Raw genomic sequence first — 16,808 nt, 5'->3', positions numbered from 1 at the left:
TTGCGCCACTTGAAGAGTGTGGGCCGGACAAAACTGATCCAACAGGTCCACAGCGGGCCCCATTACCCAGCGGGTAATGGGGCCCTAAAAGGCAGCGGAGCTTAGGACCCCAACCCCGCACCCTACGTGACGGCGGTAACTATAGTTCGTAGATATGACCGCACCACAAACTAAGACGCAGCACGAGTTGCTCCAAGAACGCGCAGCGACGGTGGACCTGCGCGCCTATCACCTCCACCTTGACCTCTCAGAGGTACTCGATAGCCCCACCTACCGCGTGACTACCCGCCTCGAGCTCAGCAGCAGCGAACCCGAGCTTTTCCTTGATTACCTGGGCGAATCCGTCGCGGAGGTCAAGGTCAATGGCACCCCGCAGGAGGTGGACTTTGATGGCAGCATCATCCGGCTCCACGGCCTGCCGGTAGGGGAGGAGTTCGCCATCGAGGTCACCGGCCACTCGCGCTATTCGCGCACCGGCCAGGGTCTGCATCGGATGCACGATCAGGCCGATGACGCGACCTACCTGTATTCACACCTCGAGCCTTCCGACGCCCGCCGCATCTTCCCCTGCCTGGAGCAGCCGGATCTCAAGGCCGTCTTCCACGTGCGCATGACCGCACCGAAAAAGTGGCAGATCCTTTCCAACCAACCGGAAGTCGAACGCAGCGAGGAGGGGGAGTTAGCCACCGTTACCTTCGCGCCGACCCCGCCACTGTCGACGTACCTGACTTCTTTCGCCGCTGGCCCCTACCAGTACCAAGAGCGCACCTGGACCGCCCCGGATGGCAGCCACTCGGCACAGCTGCGCGCCTTTGCGCGCGCGTCCATGTTTGAGCACCTAGACGACGAAATCCTAGGACTTACCGCCCAAGGCATGGACTTTTTCCACCAGAACTTTGGCTATCCCTATCCGTGGGGCAAGTACGATTCCATCTTCGTACCCGAATACAACCTCGGCGCGATGGAAAATCCCGGCCTGGTGACGTTTACGGAGAACTACATCTTCCGCTCCCGCGCTACCCGCGCGCAGCATGCCGGCCGTGCAAATACCATTCTGCACGAGATGTCCCATATGTGGTTCGGTGATCTGGTCACTCCGCAGTGGTGGGATGATCTATGGCTTAAGGAATCTTTCGCGGAGTTCATGGGCGCGGATTCTTCCGTGCACGGCACCGACTACGCCGAGGCTTGGGCCAATTTTGCCGGCGCCCGTAAAAATTGGGCCTACCTGCAGGATCAGCTGCCTACCACGCACCCCATCAAGGCGGAGATCCCGGACGTGGATGCCGCACGCCAGAACTTCGATGGCATCACCTATGCCAAGGGAGCGGCGGTGCTCAAGCAACTGGTGCACTACGTCGGCCGCGATAATTTCTACGCCGGGGCGCGCGACTACTTCCAAGAGCACGCCTTTGCCGCCGCCACCTTTGATGACCTCCTGCAGGCGCTCAAGAAGCACACGGACCGCGATCTTGATGCCTGGTCGCAGGCCTGGCTGCGCACCTGGGGCCCGGACACCCTCACCCCGGAGTTGCACACCGAAGGCGAGAAAATTGCGGAGCTGGCCATCAGTGCAGACGCCGAGGACGTCACCCGACCGCACCGCCTGACCGCTTCGCTCTTTGATGCGTCCCTGCACAAGTACCGCGAGATCGACATCGATCTCCCCGGCGGCGATGGCACCACCCGCACCATCATCGATGAAGCGGCAGGCCTTCCGGCCCCGGCATTGCTGCTGCTTAACGACGCCGACCATACCTACGCCAAGATCCGCTTCGACGAGGCCTCCCTAGACACAGCGAGTGAGCGCCTGACCGACATCGAGGATGAATTGACCCGCGCGGTAATCTGGACCGCCCTGTGGAACCTCACCCGCGATGGGGAAATGTCGGCGATTGACTATGTGGGGGTCGTCGTCAAGCACGAAGCCTACGAGACCAACACGACGCTGCTGGCTGCTGCCTGCGCCAATGCCAATTTTGCCATTGCCCACTATGTTGCAGACGCCGACCGCGAGCAGGTCCGCACCGACTATGCCGAGGCGATCTGGGGCCATCTGGACGAGGCCGAACCAGCCTCGGACGCGCAGCTTGTGCTCGCTCGCGCCGCCATCCGCGCACTCGCCGCAACGCCGGAGGAGTCCGGCACCGCGCGCCTTAAGGCCCTGCTCTCCGGTGACATTGCCGGCCTTCGCGTGGACCCCGAAATCCGCTGGTCGATCTTGCGCGCCCTCGCGGCCCGCAATGCCGTAACCCCGGCCGAGCTCGAAGAGGAAAAGCAGCGCGATAATACGCTGACCGGCGCTACCGAATTCCTCGGCGCCAGCCACGCCTTCCCCACGCCGGAGACCAAGCGCTCCGCGTTCGATAAGGCCCTCACGCCCGGCGCATACTCCAATGCCGAGGTCGACGCACTGGTCGCCGGTTTCAATGCCCCGCGCTCAGCTAGCCTGCAGGAGGCCTTTGCGGAGGAGTTCTTCTCCCGCGTGGAAGACATCTGGGCCGCGCACCCGATTGAGATTGCTAACCGCCTCATCCGCGGCTTCTACCCAGAGTTGCCGATGGCCGATGCCGCCACCACGCGCCTGCTGCACCGGGAGCTGCCAGGAGCGCTGCGCCGCATCTTGCTGGAATGCCGCGATAACCTGCGGCGCACCCTACGCGTGCGGGCTGGTCAATAGACTGTACCGCCCAGCGCTCGCGCCCTAATTCCCCTCGGGCCACACTGTGTATAACAGTTGTTGATCCGGGGGGAATCTACATATGACGCTCAGTCATGACCGCAGTGACGAAGAACTAGTTGATGCTTTTATTGAGGGGGACAATAAGGCCTTTTCCGCCATCGTGGAACGCCACCGCACGCGGCTGACCACGGTAGCGCGGCGCTACACCAGAAACGATCACGATGCCCAAGATGTGGTCCAGGAAGCCTTCCTGCGCGCCAGCTGCAACCTGCACTCCTATCGCCGCGAGTCTGCGCTATCGACCTGGCTGCACCGGCTGGTGAAAAACTCTGGCTATGACTACTTGAACCACCGTTCTAACAGGGAAAATGCTTCATTAGATGCGGAGGACTTTGATGACGATCGCAACCCGCTGCTCGCGCATAACCCTTCCGAAAACCTAGCGGAGCAGCTGGTGGTGCGCGAGGCAATGCAGTTGCTGCGGGAGGATCAGCGCGAGGCGCTGGTGCTTACCGACGTCGCCGGATTCCGCGTCGGCGAAGTTGCCACCGCCCAAGGGGTAAAGCCCGGCACCATCAAATCCCGCCGCGCCCGAGCGAGGGAAGTCCTACGCGCCGCCATGGGGTGAGTTTGCTAATACCGACGTTTGTCAGCGCGGCGGGTAGACTCAGGGCGTTACGCGAAACCACACTCTGATTTAAGGGAGTTAGCAATGACCGTCCACGATGTTGCCATCGTAGGTTCCGGCCCTGCCGGTTACACCGCCGCGCTGTACGCGGCACGCGCCGAGCTCAACCCGATTGTCTTCGAGGGCTTCGAGTACGGCGGAGAGCTTATGAATACCACCGAGGTAGAAAACTACCCCGGCTTCCAAAAGGGCATCATGGGCCCAGAGCTCATGGAAGAAATGCGCGCCCAGGCCATCCGCTTCGGTGCGGATCTCCGCATGGAGGTCGTTGACTCCGTAGAGCTGGAAGGCGATATTAAAAAGCTGCACGTGGGTGACGAGCTCTTTGAGGCCCGCACCGTTATCCTCGCCACCGGCGCCGCCCCGCGCCACCTCGGCGTTCCCGGTGAGGAAGAACTCTCCGGCCGTGGCGTATCCACTTGCGCTACCTGCGATGGCTTCTTCTTCAAGGGCCACAATATTGCCGTTATCGGCGGCGGCGACTCCGCCATGGAGGAGGCTACCTTCCTCACCAAGTTCGCGGACTCTGTCACCATTGTGAACCGCTCCGAGAACTTCCGCGCCTCCAAGATCATGCTGGAGCGCGCCCAGGCCAACGAAAAGATCAAGTGGGAGACCAATAAGGTCGTCGAAGAAGTTATTGAAGCCGATGGCAAGGTCGGCGGACTCAAACTCAAGGACGTCACCAACGGCGAGACTTCCACTTTGGACGTCACTGCCATGTTCGTAGCAATTGGCCATGATCCGCGCTCTTCCTTCCTCAATGATCAGGTCAAGCTCAATGACAACGGCTATGTTGTAGTTGAACAACCCACCACCAAGACCTCCCTGCCAGGCGTTTTCGCCTGCGGTGACTTGGTGGATGACCACTACCAGCAGGCAATTACCGCGGCCGGCTCCGGTTGCCGTGCGGCAATTGATGCGGAACATTTCCTCGCAGAAAACCGTTAATTCAGTATGAGCAACGTCAAGAAAGTAACCACCGATACGTTCCGTAAGGACGTCATCGAGTCCGATAAGCCCGTCATCGTCGACTTCTGGGCCGAGTGGTGTGGCCCGTGCAAGAAGCTTTCCCCCATCCTGGAAGAGGTAGCGGAGGAGTTGGACGGCCAAGTCACCGTCGCCAAGGTTAACGTCGATGAAGAGCGCAACCTAGGCGCCATGTTCCAGATCATGTCCATCCCCAATGTGCTGATTTTCAACCACGGCGAGAAGGTAGACGAATTTGTGGGTCTGCGTTCTAAAGATGACATCGTGGCGCAAGTGAAAAAGCAGCTTTAACTGTTAATCTAATTCCTATTAGATTAAGCGTGTAGAAATTCTGGAATGCGGCCCTAACTAAAGCGGGCTGTGAAAGGGGTATAAGGCGTGAATCGCGTTCTTCGAGTCGGCGATACAAGCGTGCGTGTAGCTGAGGCTCGCGCTACCTTGGCCCGTCTCGGCCTCTTGTCAGATTTCAAGGGGGAACTTTCTGCGTGGAAGAAGCAGAAGTACTCCGAGAGTGACAAGAGCTTTGATGCCAATTTGTCTGAGGTCCTCAAGGCCTTCCAGCAATCCCGCGGTATCGTGCCCACGGGCGAAATCGACGATCTCACCCTGCGCGAACTGCGCCAAGCCTCATACACACTCGGCAGCCGCGTCCTTAGCTACGAGCCTGCGAATGAGCTGGTGGGTGACGATATCTCGCAGCTCCAGCAGCAGCTGCAGGAGCTCGGCTTCTACCAGCAGCGGGTAGACGGCCACTTCGGTACTAATACCCACGCGGCCCTGAAGGAATATCAGCACAACTGCGGCCTGCAAGAAGATGGTGTGTGCGGCCCGGCCACCATCCGCGCCCTTGGACTGCTCGGCCGCCGTATTACCGGTGGTTCCGCGCACAATATCCAAGAGCGTGAGCGCGTCCGCAATGCCGGCCCTAAGCTGGCGGGCAAGCGCGTTGTCATCGATCCCGCCTTGAGCGGCGGCGACGCCGGCCAGTTGGTCAAGGGTCGCTTCGGTGATATTTCCGAGCAGGAAATCCTGTGGGACCTCACCCAGCGCATCGAGGGGCGCATGATTGCCGCAGGCATGGAGACCATCATCTCCCGTCCTCGGACCTCCGATGCGGACGTCAAGTCCCGCGCCGAACTGGCTAACGCCTTCGATGCGGACATGGTCATTTCCCTAGCCTGCGATTCCTACCCCAATGAGAAGGCCAATGGTGTTGCCACCTTCTACTTCGGGTCCGAATCCGGCAACTCCTCACTCATTGGTGAGACCCTTTCCGGTTTCATCCAGCGCGAGATTGTCGCGCGCACTGAGCTGCTGGACTGCGGCAACCACGGCCGCACCTGGGACCTGCTGCGCTTGACCCAGATGCCGGTCATCCAGATCGTACTGGGCTACCTGACCAACCCAGAGGACATAAAGATCCTCACCAACCCGTCCCGCCGCGATGACATTGCGGAGGCGATCGTGATTGCCGTAAAGCGCATGTACCTCATGGAGCAGGACACCGCCGTAACCGGCACCTATAAGTTCTCCGAGCTGCTCCAGGCCGAGCAGGCCTAGGCCTAGAATCTAGGCCAAGGCGCGGGCTAAAAGGTCTTCGGCAGCTGCCGCACTGAGCATATCGTGCTCTGGCGGCAACTCGAGCCGCAAGCGGGGGAGTACTGGGTGATCAGCGGCTACCTCAAAGCCGGCGGAGCGCAAAGTCTCATAAGACATCAGCCCAATATAGGCCGGTTTATGGCCCAAGAAATCCGCCGCTGCCGCAGGATCGCCGTAATAGCCAAAGGCCTCCACGGCGGTGCTGCCGCGGTTGGTGAGGTGCATAATGGCGGCGTCGACAAGCACTGCTTCAATGCCACGCCCCATTAAATGTGCCTTAACGAAGAGCGAGGTAATGATCTCCGCATCGTTTGAAATGGGGGCGGTGGGAAGCTTGGCGGCGCCGGCAGCATCCTCGCGGGAGCAAAAGAGAATGGTGGCGTCCTCGCCCACGGTAAAGCCGCACTGACCAAAGGAGAGCAGGGTAGTAGCCAGCCACGCTTCCTTTTCAAAGGCGGGATCGACCACGGAGGCCTCCAGCTCCCAAAAGGTGCTGCGCGCAGCCTGGCGGTGAATGCGCGCGCCTTCGCGTACCGGCTCGAGGATCATCGCCCCGGTTTAGTGCTGGCCCTCAATGAGCGTCATGATGCGCTCGAAATCTTCTTGGTCACCAAATTCCACGACCATCTTGCCCTTGCGCTTGCCCATGGTCACGGTGACCTTGGTATCGAAGCGATCGGACAGGCGCTCAGCGGAATCGGTAAAGTACTGCGGCTGCGGTGCCGGCTGCTTCTTCTTGGATTCGGCCGGCTTACCATCGCGCTTGTAGAGGGTGACTGCCTCCTCGGTGGCGCGTACGGACAGGCCCTCCGCGATGATGCGGTTGGCAATGTATTCCATGGCCTCGGTGTCATCCAAGGACAATAGCGCACGCGCGTGGCCGGCAGATAGCGTACCAGCAGCTACGCGCTTTTGTACCTCTACCGGCAGCTTGAGCAGGCGCAGCATATTGGTCACCTGCGGGCGCGAACGGCCAATGCGATCCGCCAGCTCGTTCTGGGTAACGCCGAACTCTTCCAGCAGCTGCTGGTAGGCGTGTGCCTCTTCCAAGGGATTGAGCTGTACGCGGTGGATGTTCTCCAGCAAAGCATCGCGCAGCAGGTTGTCATCCTTGGTATCGCGCACGATCGCCGGAATCGTGGCCAAGCCCGCCTTGGAGGAAGCACGCCAACGACGCTCACCCATGATGAGCTCGAAGCCGCCTTCCTCGGAAGGACGAACGACCACGGGCTGCAACAGGCCAAACTCGCGGATCGAGTGGACGAGCTCACCGAGTTCATCCTCGTCGAAGACCGTGCGCGGCTGCTTCGGGTTGGGGATGATATCCCCAATGGAAATCTCACGGTAGGTCGCACCGATAGGAGCCGGGGTGGCCTGGCGCTTCTTGGAGGACTTAGAGCCAGAACCCTGCTGAATGGTGGGGGCGCCCTTTACGCGCTTGCCTTCGCCGCCCTTCCGGCCCGGCTGCGGGGTGGAATTGCCCAAAATAATATCCGCGGCGGAATCACCCAGGCGCGGCTTGCGGGTAGGAGCATCAGGACCGGACGGGATGAGTGCGGCTAGGCCTTTGCCAAGGCCGCCTTGCTTCTGTTCTGCCATGAGTTCCTATCCTTCCAATTCCGCGTAAATCTCTGGGCTCACGCCAATCGCCCCGGTGGTCGGGTGCGGGCGGTAATCGCCACGCCGGTCAAGCTCGCGCGCGGCCGCAAGGTAGGCGCGGGCACCGGTGGACGAGGGAGCGTAATCAATAACCGTAGTACCGTACCCCGGCGCCTCGGAAACGCGCACGGAGCGCGGGATAACATTGGCCAGCACCACGGCTCCGAACTGTTCGCGGACGTTATCGGCCACGTCCTCGGCCAAGCGCGTGCGGGCGTCATACATGGTCAGCAGCACGGCGGAAATATGCAGATCCTCGTTGAGGTGCTCGCGAATCATGGAGATATTGCCCAGCAGCTGGCCCACGCCCTCCAGGGCGTAATACTCGCACTGAATCGGGATGATGACCTCTTCAGCGCACGTCATGGCGTTGATGGTGAGCAAACCCAGTGATGGCGGGCAATCAATGAAGACATATTCAAAGCCGTGCTCTTCAAGGAAGCCATTATGTAGGGCGTCGTACAGCCGAAATTCACGGCGTACCAAGGAGACCATTTCAATCTCCGCGCCGGCCAGATCAATGGTGGCGGGGATGCAAAAGAGGTTCTCGTTGTGCGAGGAGGGCTGCATGGCCTTCTCGGCGGTGCAATCACCAAGGAGCACCTCATAGCTGGAATCGGTGCCGGAATTATGTTCCGCGCCCATGGCCGTGGAGGCGTTTCCCTGCGGGTCGAGGTCGATCACCAGCACTTTTTTGCCCTCTGTGGCTAGCGCTGCGGCCAAGTTGGCGGCGGAGGTGGTTTTGCCTACGCCGCCTTTCTGGTTAGCAATGGTGATAAGGCGCGGATTAGTCATGCCGTCTACTTTAGTTCACGCGCGGGACACGAATGATCGTGGTTCCCTCGATGGTGCTGACCTCGGCCTTTCCACCGCCGGCCTTCTTAATATCAGCGGCATCGCGTTCCAGTTCCTCGTGTACCGAAGAACCCTTCAGCGCGATCATTTCACCACCCTTGCGCACGAGCGGCAGCGACCATTTCGCCAGCTTGCCCAGGGGCGCGACGGCGCGGGAGGTGACCACGTCTGCTCCCGCCACGGCCTTTTTAATCGGGCCTTCCTCGGCACGGCCACGCAGGACCGTCACGTTGTCTAGGCCAAGCTCTTCTACGACTTCGTTGAGGTAGTTATAGCGCTTGAGCAGCGGCTCGATCAGGGTGATCTGCAGGTCCGGGCGCGCAATGGCCAGCGGAATGCCGGGCAATCCGGCCCCTGAGCCGACGTCGATAACCGTGGCGCCCTCCGGGATTGCTTGCTTGACGACGGCGCAGTTAATAATGTGCCTTTCCCACAAGCGTGGCACCTCGCGGGGGCCTATAAAACCACGAGTGGACCCGTCTGTAGCGAGCGAATCATGGTAAGCCTGCGCGAGGGGCAAGCGGGAGCCGAATACTACTGACGGGTCCATCTCGGACACGATGGGGTTCTCCTCCGTGTTTATTTGTTTTTGCGCTGTTTCTTGGTGCGGTTGTCCTTCTTGCGGGCACCCGGCTTAGGCGCGGAAGTGCGCTTGGCCTCAACCTTAGCGGCTTCCTCTTCTTCTTCCTCGCGGTCCATCTTGGCATAGACGATGCGGGTTTGGAAGAAGGTCCAGACCGTATTGGCCATCATGTAGAACAGCAAACCAATCGGCCAGATGGAGCCGGAGAAGACCAGCATGGCCGGCATGACCCACAGCATCATCTTGGACATCATGGCCATTTGCTGCTGCATCATTTCCGCGTTCTGGCCCTGCGGTGCTTGGGTCTTGCCAGCAGCGCGGCGCTTTTCCTGGCGGTTGAGGCTCATGCGGGCGTTGAAGTGCGTCATGACCGCAATGATGGCGATCATCGGAACGATGATGACGGCGGCCTGGCTGGTAGTAACACCCTCCACAATCGGCGAGTTCAAGCGCAGGTTGGTCACCAACGGGACATCGAAAATCTTGGCATCCAAGAACTGCTGGACCAGGTCCGGCTTAAAGATGTAGTTCGCGGTATTGGCGTTATCCTCAATGGACATTGGGTCACCACTGGGGTGGCCAATACCACCGGCTACCGCAACGGTGCGGTCGAAGGAGCGCAGCACGTGGAACAAACCAACGAACATTGGAATCTGCACGAAGACCGGCAGGCAGCCGGCCATCGGACGAACGCCGGACTCCTTGTAGACCTTCTGCATTTCCTGCGCGGCCTTGGTTTGGTCATTACCGTACTTCGCGCGGATTTCCTGCACCTTAGGCTGGATTTCCTGCATCTTGCGCGAGGAACGAATCTGGCTAATGGTCGGCTTGACCATTAGTGCCTTAAGCGTCCAGGTCAGCAGCACAATGGCCAGAATCCAGGTAATGCCCCAGGCAGGGTCCATTACGAGGGACAGCAGCCAGTGCCAGAACCACAAAACGGCCGAAATTGGCCAGTAAATGAAATTAAGCACGAGTGTTTAATCCTCAATTGTTGTTGGTACCCGGGACCGGATCGAATCCGCCCGGATGCCAGGGGCCGCATTTGCAGACCCTGGCTATTGCCATCGCCGTACCCTTGATTGCGCCGTGTTGAGAAAGCGCCTCTAGGGCATAAGCACTGCATGTCGGCTCGAACCGACAGGTCGATACCATTTTAAGGCCAGAGACATGTTTTTGGTAGAAACGAACCACTTTGACCATTGGTTTGGCCAATCCTCTGGCTGGGGGAATTTCCTCCCCGCGGGAATTTAGATATCCCATTGCTTGCGCAGTGCTTTGGCAAGATCTTTTTCTAATTGCTCACTGCTAGCAGTGGCGCTGGCGGGCAAGGCACGGATAACAACGTCCACGCTGGCGGGCAGCTTGGGAATGAATGTCATGCACACATGGCGAAGCCGCCGGGAGGTGCGGTGGCGAACCACTGCATTCCCGACGGCTTTCGAAACAATCAGCCCAAATCGCGGCCCAGTGGCGGCGATATCGGCTGCTTTGTCCGTACCTGCGTTGTCGCGCGCATGCACGACGACCGTACGAGTGCCCGCCCGGCGACTACCCTTCATCGTGCGCCGAAATTGCGTCGGCGACGTGAGCTTGTGCTGGGCTGGAAGCATAACTTATGCAGTCAGCTTTGCGCGGCCCTTCTTGCGACGAGCTGCAACAATGGCGCGACCTGCACGGGTGCTCATGCGGGTGCGGAAGCCGTGCTTGCGAGCACGACGACGGTTGTTCGGCTGGAACGTGCGCTTACCCTTTGCCACGTTAATTCTCCTTGAAGTTGTGCGTAGGCACACCACCGCAATGCAGCGGCACGCCCACTGATGAATAGATTCCATGAACCTGACGCATCACAGTCTCTCCGGTGCACGGCGAGCCGACGGGCCCAGCCGGTGCGAGGTGACGCTGTCACTTTCACGCGCAACTCTTTGTTGCAATAGACCATGCCAGATTACGTGATTTCTGCCGCTGGGAACAAATCGACACCCGGGTACACCCGAAATTACATAAATGTTTTTTCCTGCAGCTAGAGGGCCAGATTCTGCGCTCTTACTGCACCTAATCCATCACGCAGTAAGACCCACCCCAACCCACACCCGAGTGGTGAATTTTTCTCGCTAGACACACCCGCCATTTCGGCGGTAGAACAGAAGAATCAAATTCCACAGCCCAACCGGTCATGTGGATAACTCTAAATCAACGCTTGAGACTTTTGCAGTTTCCGCAGCATAGGGCCATAAATTGACCAATGAAGAGTTATCCACAGTCATGAACTAAGCTGTGAATAACTATTTCATCCACACCTGTGGATAACTCTGTGGAGATCGAGGTGACTCGATAAAAACCGATGTGAAAACCACGGTGGAATCCGCAGTGAAAATTGTTATTCAATGTCCACCCGTCCCCGACTAAATTCCACAAAGGTAGCCTGTTGTGACTGACCCACAAGCGAACCTGCATGCCGTTTGGCGCGCGGTCGTTGATGACCTGCTCGCACAATCCGAGCAACCCAATTCCGAGGTCCCCAGTTTTTCGCACTCACAGCGCCTTTACCTCCAACTGGTTCGCCCCATCATGATGGTTGAGGGCTACACCCTCGTTGCCGCCGAAAACCTGGATGCCAAAAATGTGGTCGAAAATGAGTTGGGCGAGCACATTGCCAAGGCATTAACCCGCCACCTAGGCCGACCGTGTTCCTTTGCGGTTACCCTTGCCACCCCGCAAGAGCCACAGCCGCCGGCCGCGGACCCTGCACCACAGCCAACACCCCCTCAACAACAGCAACCGCCGCAGAACACGGAATCTACCCAGAACTACATTCCGCGCCCACAGCAAACGGATGCCGCTGCACAGCAGGCCCCTTCCCAGAACAATTGGCAGTCGAGTCACGCCCCTGCAAGCCTGGATGAGCTGGCCCAGCACTATAACCAACAGCAGGCAGAATCCGCGGGAAATTTCTCCGGTGCTGCCACCAATTCTGCCCGCATCCCGCGCGAGGCCCCTGCGCACGATCCCAACCGTGAAACTTCCCTCAATCCGAAGCACACTTTCGATAGCTTCGTCATCGGTTCTTCGAATCGTTTTGCCAATGGTGCCGCCGTGGCTGTGGCCGAGAATCCCGCCCGTGCGTACAACCCACTATTTATCTGGGGTGGCTCTGGCCTGGGTAAAACGCACCTTTTGCATGCCGCCGGCAATTACGCCCAGGTACTGCATCCGGGTCTGCGCGTGAAGTATGTGTCTTCGGAAGAATTCACGAATGACTATATTAATTCCCTGCGCGATGACCGTCAGGAATCATTCAAGCGGCGCTACCGCAATCTCGACATTTTGATGGTCGATGACATCCAATTCTTGGAAGGCAAAGAATCCACCCAGGAAGAGTTCTTCCATACTTTCAATGCGCTGCACCAAGCCAATAAGCAGATCATTTTGTCTTCGGACCGCCCACCGAAGCAACTAACCACGCTGGAAGATCGCCTCCGCACCCGCTTTGAAGGCGGTCTTATCACCGATATTCAGCCGCCAGATCTAGAAACGCGTATCGCGATTTTGATGAAGAAGGCGGCCAATGACGGCACCGAAGTGGATCGCTCCGTGCTTGAGCTCATTGCCTCTCGTTTTGAGTCATCTATTCGTGAGCTCGAAGGCGCACTGATCCGCGTTTCGGCCTATTCTTCCTTGGTGAATGAGCCAATCAACGTGGAGATGGCAGAAATCGCGTTGCGCGATTTGGCCCCAGATTCCGCCGATAGGCAAATCACCGCTACCTCGATCATGGAGGTCACGGCAGAATTCTTCGATATTGATGTAGAGACTCTGCGCGGCGCTGGCAAAAAGCGTGCGGTGGCGCATGCACGCCAGTTGGCTATGTATCTGTGCCGCGAGCTCACGGAGCTATCCCTTCCCAAGATCGGTGAACAGTTCGGCGGCAAAGACCACACCACCGTCATTTACGCGGATCGCAAGATCCGCAAAGAGATGACTGAAAAGCGCAATACCTACGACGAGATCCAGGCGCTTACCCAGCGCATCAAGAATCGCGGTCGCGCCTAGATCTCGTCACCTTTTCTACAGCTCCTTCCTTAAGCGCCTTCCTTATATAAAGGAGGGCGCTTTTGTCTGCCCCTTGTCACTTCGAGGATTCTGCTCGCACTACTTAAAGGTGAGACCAGAACTACCAGATCAGAGATTCTTGACTGAGACGCCGAAACCTGGTTCAAACCGTCCACACAGCCGCCTACACCTTCGTGTAATTCCACAAAGAACCCAGAAGGTTCGCGAAAAGTACTCTCTTAACTGCGAAAAGAGTTATCCACAGCGTTATTCACACTTGTGTAATTTCATCTTTGTAATTCGTAGATCTTACTCACAGTTTTAAATTCCACAGGCCCTATGCTGGGAGAACCACCCTGTGATCAGTGCTGTGTGTAGATCGGTGATCAAATGACCAAACCTGTGGATAAAACGGTGATCCCGTTAGTTGTCCACATTTCGCCCCGATTGATCACAGCAAGATCACAAGAATTGGCACACCCCAGATCTATGTCCTGAACTTGTCATTTACCTGGTTACCCACAGATCCCACAGCGCTTATTACTACTACTAAATTATTTCTCTGATCTGTATAGAAGAAAGAGGGTGTGTGGAGTTCGGCCCGGCCTGCCTCCGGCCAGGCGCGGATCGAACGGGCAGAGATGGAATTACACGTTGTGGCGCACCCCGCCCGATGCGGTAAGTTGGAAGCCAGTCTTTTGTAAGTAACAAATTTCCTACTTGCCCCAGAGGAGCTCTTCGCACCATGGATGAAGCCGTGTCATTTCGCGTTGCCAAAGATGACCTTGCCAACGCCGTAGCGTGGGTTGCTCGCAGCCTGCCGTCCAAGGTCACCCAGCCCGTGCTCCGCGCGATGCTGATCACCGCGGATGACAATGGTCTTGAGTTCACTGGCTTCGATTACGAGGTATCCACCCGCGTCCGTATCGCCGGCATGGTGGATGAACCCGGACAGATCGCGGTAGCCGGCAAGCTCCTCTCTGACATCGTCGCTTCCCTTCCCAACAAGGAAGTGGAGATCTCCCAGGTAGATTCCAAGGCCCTGGTTACCTGTGGTTCTTCCCGCTTTGAACTGCCACTGATCCCTCTGGATGATTACCCGCAGCTTCCGGTCCTACCGGAGGTTACCGGCACCATCCAGCCGCAGCTATTCGTCGAGGCCATCCACCAGGTCGCCGCCGCGGCCGGCAAGGATGACACCCTGCCCATGCTCACCGGTGTGCACATGGATATCCGTGGCAAGGACATTGAGATGACGGCAACGGACCGCTTCCGCCTGGCAATGCGCACCTTGGAATGGGAGCCGAAGTCGCCGGATGTAGAAGCCAAGCTCTTGGTGCCTGCGAAGACCCTGCAGGAAACCGGTCGTTCCTTGGATCCGCACCTGAATATCCCAGTGGAAATCGCTGTGGGCACCGATGACAATATTGGTGCCGATGGCCTCTTTGGCCTGCACGCGGATAATCGCGAGACCACCACGCGCATGCTGGATGCGGACTTCCCTAATGTGCAGCCGCTGCTGCCGAAGAATCACACCAATATTGCCTCCATTGAGGTCGCCCCGCTGCAAGAAGCAATCCGCCGCGTTTCTTTGCTGACGGATCGCAACGCGCAGATTCGGATGGAATTCGCCGATGGCCAGGTGACCCTTTCCGCCGGCGCGGATGCCGGTAACGCCACCGAGACCCTGCCGTGTGCATTCCATGGCCGCGATGAATTCCTCATCGCCTTCAATCCGGGCTACCTCAAGGATGGCTTGGGCGTCATCAATACCGACCGCGTGGTCTTCGGCTTTACCGAGCCTTCGCGCCCAGCCATCATGATCCCAGAACCGGAAGAGCTGCCTGAGGCCGATGAAGATGGCAACTTCCCCACGCCGGAGACCAACTTCACCTACCTGCTCATGCCGGTTCGCCTGCCGGGCTAATGTACGTCAGGGATCTCGATGTTCGGGATTTTCGCTCGTGGCCCGAACTTAATGTGCAGCTAGGGCCGGGGATCACCCTTTTTGTCGGCCGCAATGGCTTTGGCAAGACCAATATCGTTGAGGCCATTGGCTATACCGCCCACCTTTCTTCCCACCGCGTTTCCCACGATGCACCGCTGGTGCGCCAGGGCGCGGACAGCGCGCGGGTATCCATTACCGCGGTGAACCAAGGCCGCGAGCTTACTACCCATTTGCTGGTTAAGCCCCACGCGGCCAACCAAGCGCAGATTAATCGCACCCGCCTGCGCAGCCCTCGTGAGTTGCTGGGCGTGGTAAAAACTGTGCTCTTTTCCCCGGAGGACTTGGCCCTGGTGCGCGGGGAGCCGGCCGGGCGCCGCGCCTACCTCGATAGCATCATTGCCTCGCGGACTCCGCGCCTAGCGGGCGTGAAGGCCGACTATGACAAGGTGCTCAAGCAACGCAACGCCTTGCTGAAATCGGCCTCCGGCAGCCTGCGCCGCGGCTATTCCGATAGCGATGGCGCTGCCGCGCTGGCCACCTTGGATACCTGGGATGCGCAGCTTGCCCGGCTTGGCGCCCAGGTGATCGCCGCACGCCTTGCGCTTGTCGACGCCCTCTTGGACCACATCCCCGCCGCCTATTCCGGCCTGGCGCCAGAATCGCGACCGGCGTACGTGGAATATAAGTCCACGATCGATACCTCCGATCGCGAGGTGCTAGAGGCCATGCTGCTTACCGAGTTGGCCGCCGCCCGGCAGCGTGAGATCGAACGCGGCATTTCCCTGGTTGGTCCGCACCGCGATGATCTGGTGCTCAACCTGGGTGATCAGCCGGCCAAGGGCTTTGCTAGCCACGGTGAGACGTGGTCTTATGCCATCGCGCTGCGCCTGGCGGAATTCAACCTCCTGCGCCAGGAGGGAGGATCGGATCCGGTGCTCATCTTGGATGATGTCTTTGCCGAGCTCGATGCCAAGCGCCGCAAGCAGCTGGTCCACTTGGCCGCCGAGGCCGAACAGGTGCTCATCACCGCGGCCGTGGATGAGGATCTGCCCGGAAACTTGGAACCCATCGTGCGCTACCGCGTGAGCGTAGAAGATACCGAGACCGGCCGCATTTCCAAGCTCAGCGTCGAGGAAGGTGAGGGGAATGAGTGAGGATCAAGGGGGCGTCGGCAAGCAGCGCATCGATCCCGTCACCCAGTACTTCAAGCTGGTTCGGTCCACCTCCAAAAACCCGCCGAAGCTGACCCGTCCGGTGCCGAAGATGCCGGTGCCCTCGCTGGAGAAGGCGCAAAAGCAGGGGTATATGGGCTATCAACGGGGCTTACCCACTGGCCCGGATGGCAGGAAAAAGCGGCGCACGCTGGCCGTGCCGAGCCTGGGATCTCAAATTAACCGCGAGGTGGTCAATCGTGGGTGGGAGCATGACCTGGCCAATGGCTGGGTGATGGGCAATTGGGAGCATCTGGTGGGCGAGCGCATTGCCGCGCATACGCAGCCGCAACGGATTAAGGACAAGATTGTCTACGTATCCTGCGACAACTCCACGTGGGCAACGGAGCTGCGCTACCTGCAGCGGCAAATCCTGCGGAAAATCTCTGACCGCCTGGGCCCCGATGTCATTGTGGAACTGCGGATTCACGGGCCGAAGCAAAGGCGCAATTACGAGGGGCGGCAGTGGGTCAAACCGCAAGGATCACAAGATACCTACGGCTAATAGGCTGAGGTTTACTCAGACCTGCACAATGTAA

Annotated in this window: 17 protein-coding genes; 9 read left to right on the top strand and 8 right to left on the bottom strand. The window is 58.9% G+C overall.

Annotated elements, in window-relative coordinates:
- The first annotated feature begins 154 nt into the window (after positions 1 to 154).
- The 5 genes from pepN (at position 155) to ACKFRY_RS02780 (ending at position 5,921) form a co-directional block, all read left to right on the top strand.
- Positions 155 to 2,680 carry an aminopeptidase N gene (gene pepN / locus ACKFRY_RS02800; RefSeq protein ID WP_408923146.1) on the top strand — a complete coding sequence of 842 codons (2,526 nt, stop codon included), beginning with the start codon at positions 155 to 157 and terminating at the stop codon, positions 2,678 to 2,680.
- Positions 2,681 to 2,762: 82 nt separating this feature from the next.
- Complete coding sequence (locus tag ACKFRY_RS02795; protein WP_005326897.1) at positions 2,763 to 3,311, top strand: RNA polymerase sigma factor; 549 nt, start codon at positions 2,763 to 2,765, stop codon at positions 3,309 to 3,311.
- Between the two features lie 84 nt (positions 3,312 to 3,395).
- A complete protein-coding gene (trxB, locus tag ACKFRY_RS02790; RefSeq protein WP_005326896.1) occupies positions 3,396 to 4,322 on the top strand; it encodes a thioredoxin-disulfide reductase in 927 nt (308 codons plus the stop codon).
- A 6-nt stretch (positions 4,323 to 4,328) separates the two neighbouring features.
- Positions 4,329 to 4,652 carry a thioredoxin gene (gene trxA, locus ACKFRY_RS02785; protein WP_005326021.1) on the top strand — a complete coding sequence of 108 codons (324 nt, stop codon included), beginning with the start codon at positions 4,329 to 4,331 and terminating at the stop codon, positions 4,650 to 4,652.
- A gap of 87 nt (positions 4,653 to 4,739) precedes the next feature.
- The gene (locus ACKFRY_RS02780; RefSeq protein WP_040425444.1) at positions 4,740 to 5,921 is read left to right on the top strand and encodes an N-acetylmuramoyl-L-alanine amidase; all 1,182 of its coding nucleotides are present in this window, start codon (positions 4,740 to 4,742) and stop codon (positions 5,919 to 5,921) included.
- 9 nt (positions 5,922 to 5,930) lie between these two features.
- Here the strand turns inward: ACKFRY_RS02780 and ACKFRY_RS02775 are convergent, their stop codons facing one another.
- The 8 genes from ACKFRY_RS02775 to rpmH are packed head-to-tail and all read right to left on the bottom strand — an operon-like array spanning position 5,931 to position 10,817.
- On the bottom strand, positions 5,931 to 6,509 hold the full coding sequence (locus ACKFRY_RS02775; protein WP_198492269.1) for a hypothetical protein: 579 nt from the start codon (positions 6,507 to 6,509) through the stop codon (positions 5,931 to 5,933).
- A gap of 9 nt (positions 6,510 to 6,518) precedes the next feature.
- Entirely contained in the window at positions 6,519 to 7,559 is a 1,041-nt protein-coding gene (locus ACKFRY_RS02770; RefSeq protein ID WP_250411830.1) for a ParB/RepB/Spo0J family partition protein, read from the bottom strand.
- Positions 7,560 to 7,565: 6 nt separating this feature from the next.
- The gene (locus ACKFRY_RS02765) at positions 7,566 to 8,414 is read right to left on the bottom strand and encodes a ParA family protein (RefSeq protein ID WP_005326017.1); all 849 of its coding nucleotides are present in this window, start codon (positions 8,412 to 8,414) and stop codon (positions 7,566 to 7,568) included.
- A 10-nt stretch (positions 8,415 to 8,424) separates the two neighbouring features.
- The gene (rsmG, locus tag ACKFRY_RS02760; RefSeq protein WP_225747357.1) at positions 8,425 to 9,024 is read right to left on the bottom strand and encodes a 16S rRNA (guanine(527)-N(7))-methyltransferase RsmG; all 600 of its coding nucleotides are present in this window, start codon (positions 9,022 to 9,024) and stop codon (positions 8,425 to 8,427) included.
- 29 nt (positions 9,025 to 9,053) lie between these two features.
- Positions 9,054 to 10,031 carry a membrane protein insertase YidC gene (yidC, locus tag ACKFRY_RS02755; protein WP_005326885.1) on the bottom strand — a complete coding sequence of 326 codons (978 nt, stop codon included), beginning with the start codon at positions 10,029 to 10,031 and terminating at the stop codon, positions 9,054 to 9,056.
- A gap of 13 nt (positions 10,032 to 10,044) precedes the next feature.
- On the bottom strand, positions 10,045 to 10,260 hold the full coding sequence (gene yidD / locus ACKFRY_RS02750) for a membrane protein insertion efficiency factor YidD (protein ID WP_005326014.1): 216 nt from the start codon (positions 10,258 to 10,260) through the stop codon (positions 10,045 to 10,047).
- Positions 10,261 to 10,307: 47 nt separating this feature from the next.
- A complete protein-coding gene (gene rnpA, locus ACKFRY_RS02745) occupies positions 10,308 to 10,670 on the bottom strand; it encodes a ribonuclease P protein component (protein ID WP_005326013.1) in 363 nt (120 codons plus the stop codon).
- Between the two features lie 3 nt (positions 10,671 to 10,673).
- On the bottom strand, positions 10,674 to 10,817 hold the full coding sequence (gene rpmH / locus ACKFRY_RS02740) for a 50S ribosomal protein L34 (RefSeq protein WP_003847033.1): 144 nt from the start codon (positions 10,815 to 10,817) through the stop codon (positions 10,674 to 10,676).
- Positions 10,818 to 11,487: 670 nt separating this feature from the next.
- Between rpmH and dnaA the strand changes: the two genes are divergently transcribed.
- From dnaA to ACKFRY_RS02720, 4 genes are all read left to right on the top strand, one after another.
- Positions 11,488 to 13,110, top strand: coding sequence for a chromosomal replication initiator protein DnaA (gene dnaA / locus ACKFRY_RS02735; protein ID WP_150850218.1), 1,623 nt, complete (start codon positions 11,488 to 11,490; stop codon positions 13,108 to 13,110).
- A gap of 745 nt (positions 13,111 to 13,855) precedes the next feature.
- A complete protein-coding gene (gene dnaN / locus ACKFRY_RS02730) occupies positions 13,856 to 15,037 on the top strand; it encodes a DNA polymerase III subunit beta (RefSeq protein ID WP_005325994.1) in 1,182 nt (393 codons plus the stop codon).
- Positions 15,037 to 16,212 carry a DNA replication/repair protein RecF gene (gene recF, locus ACKFRY_RS02725; protein WP_408923145.1) on the top strand — a complete coding sequence of 392 codons (1,176 nt, stop codon included), beginning with the start codon at positions 15,037 to 15,039 and terminating at the stop codon, positions 16,210 to 16,212. Before dnaN ends, recF begins: the two co-directional genes overlap by 1 nt.
- Positions 16,205 to 16,774, top strand: coding sequence for a DciA family protein (locus ACKFRY_RS02720; protein WP_150850217.1), 570 nt, complete (start codon positions 16,205 to 16,207; stop codon positions 16,772 to 16,774). The genes recF and ACKFRY_RS02720 overlap by 8 nt, the downstream gene beginning before the upstream one ends.
- The last annotated feature ends 34 nt before the right edge of the window (positions 16,775 to 16,808 follow it).

The organism is Corynebacterium tuberculostearicum, from assembly GCF_046097255.1.
GTDB classification, from domain to species: Bacteria; Actinomycetota; Actinomycetes; order Mycobacteriales; family Mycobacteriaceae; genus Corynebacterium; species Corynebacterium tuberculostearicum_J.
Note: the sequence above shows the minus strand (reverse complement) of the source record. Positions and strands in the feature narration are given on the sequence as shown.

Coding starts and splice junctions, on each gene's coding strand:
- trxB (WP_005326896.1), top strand. CDS start 3,396: ATGACCGTCCACGATGTTGCCATCGTAGGTTCCGGCCCTGCCGGTTAC.
- ACKFRY_RS02775 (WP_198492269.1), bottom strand. CDS start 6,509: ATGATCCTCGAGCCGGTACGCGAAGGCGCGCGCATTCACCGCCAGGCT.
- trxA (WP_005326021.1), top strand. CDS start 4,329: ATGAGCAACGTCAAGAAAGTAACCACCGATACGTTCCGTAAGGACGTC.
- rnpA (WP_005326013.1), bottom strand. CDS start 10,670: ATGCTTCCAGCCCAGCACAAGCTCACGTCGCCGACGCAATTTCGGCGC.
- ACKFRY_RS02765 (WP_005326017.1), bottom strand. CDS start 8,414: ATGACTAATCCGCGCCTTATCACCATTGCTAACCAGAAAGGCGGCGTA.
- ACKFRY_RS02770 (WP_250411830.1), bottom strand. CDS start 7,559: ATGGCAGAACAGAAGCAAGGCGGCCTTGGCAAAGGCCTAGCCGCACTC.
- rsmG (WP_225747357.1), bottom strand. CDS start 9,024: ATGGACCCGTCAGTAGTATTCGGCTCCCGCTTGCCCCTCGCGCAGGCT.
- ACKFRY_RS02720 (WP_150850217.1), top strand. CDS start 16,205: ATGAGTGAGGATCAAGGGGGCGTCGGCAAGCAGCGCATCGATCCCGTC.
- recF (WP_408923145.1), top strand. CDS start 15,037: ATGTACGTCAGGGATCTCGATGTTCGGGATTTTCGCTCGTGGCCCGAA.
- pepN (WP_408923146.1), top strand. CDS start 155: ATGACCGCACCACAAACTAAGACGCAGCACGAGTTGCTCCAAGAACGC.
- yidD (WP_005326014.1), bottom strand. CDS start 10,260: ATGGTCAAAGTGGTTCGTTTCTACCAAAAACATGTCTCTGGCCTTAAA.
- dnaN (WP_005325994.1), top strand. CDS start 13,856: ATGGATGAAGCCGTGTCATTTCGCGTTGCCAAAGATGACCTTGCCAAC.
- ACKFRY_RS02795 (WP_005326897.1), top strand. CDS start 2,763: ATGACGCTCAGTCATGACCGCAGTGACGAAGAACTAGTTGATGCTTTT.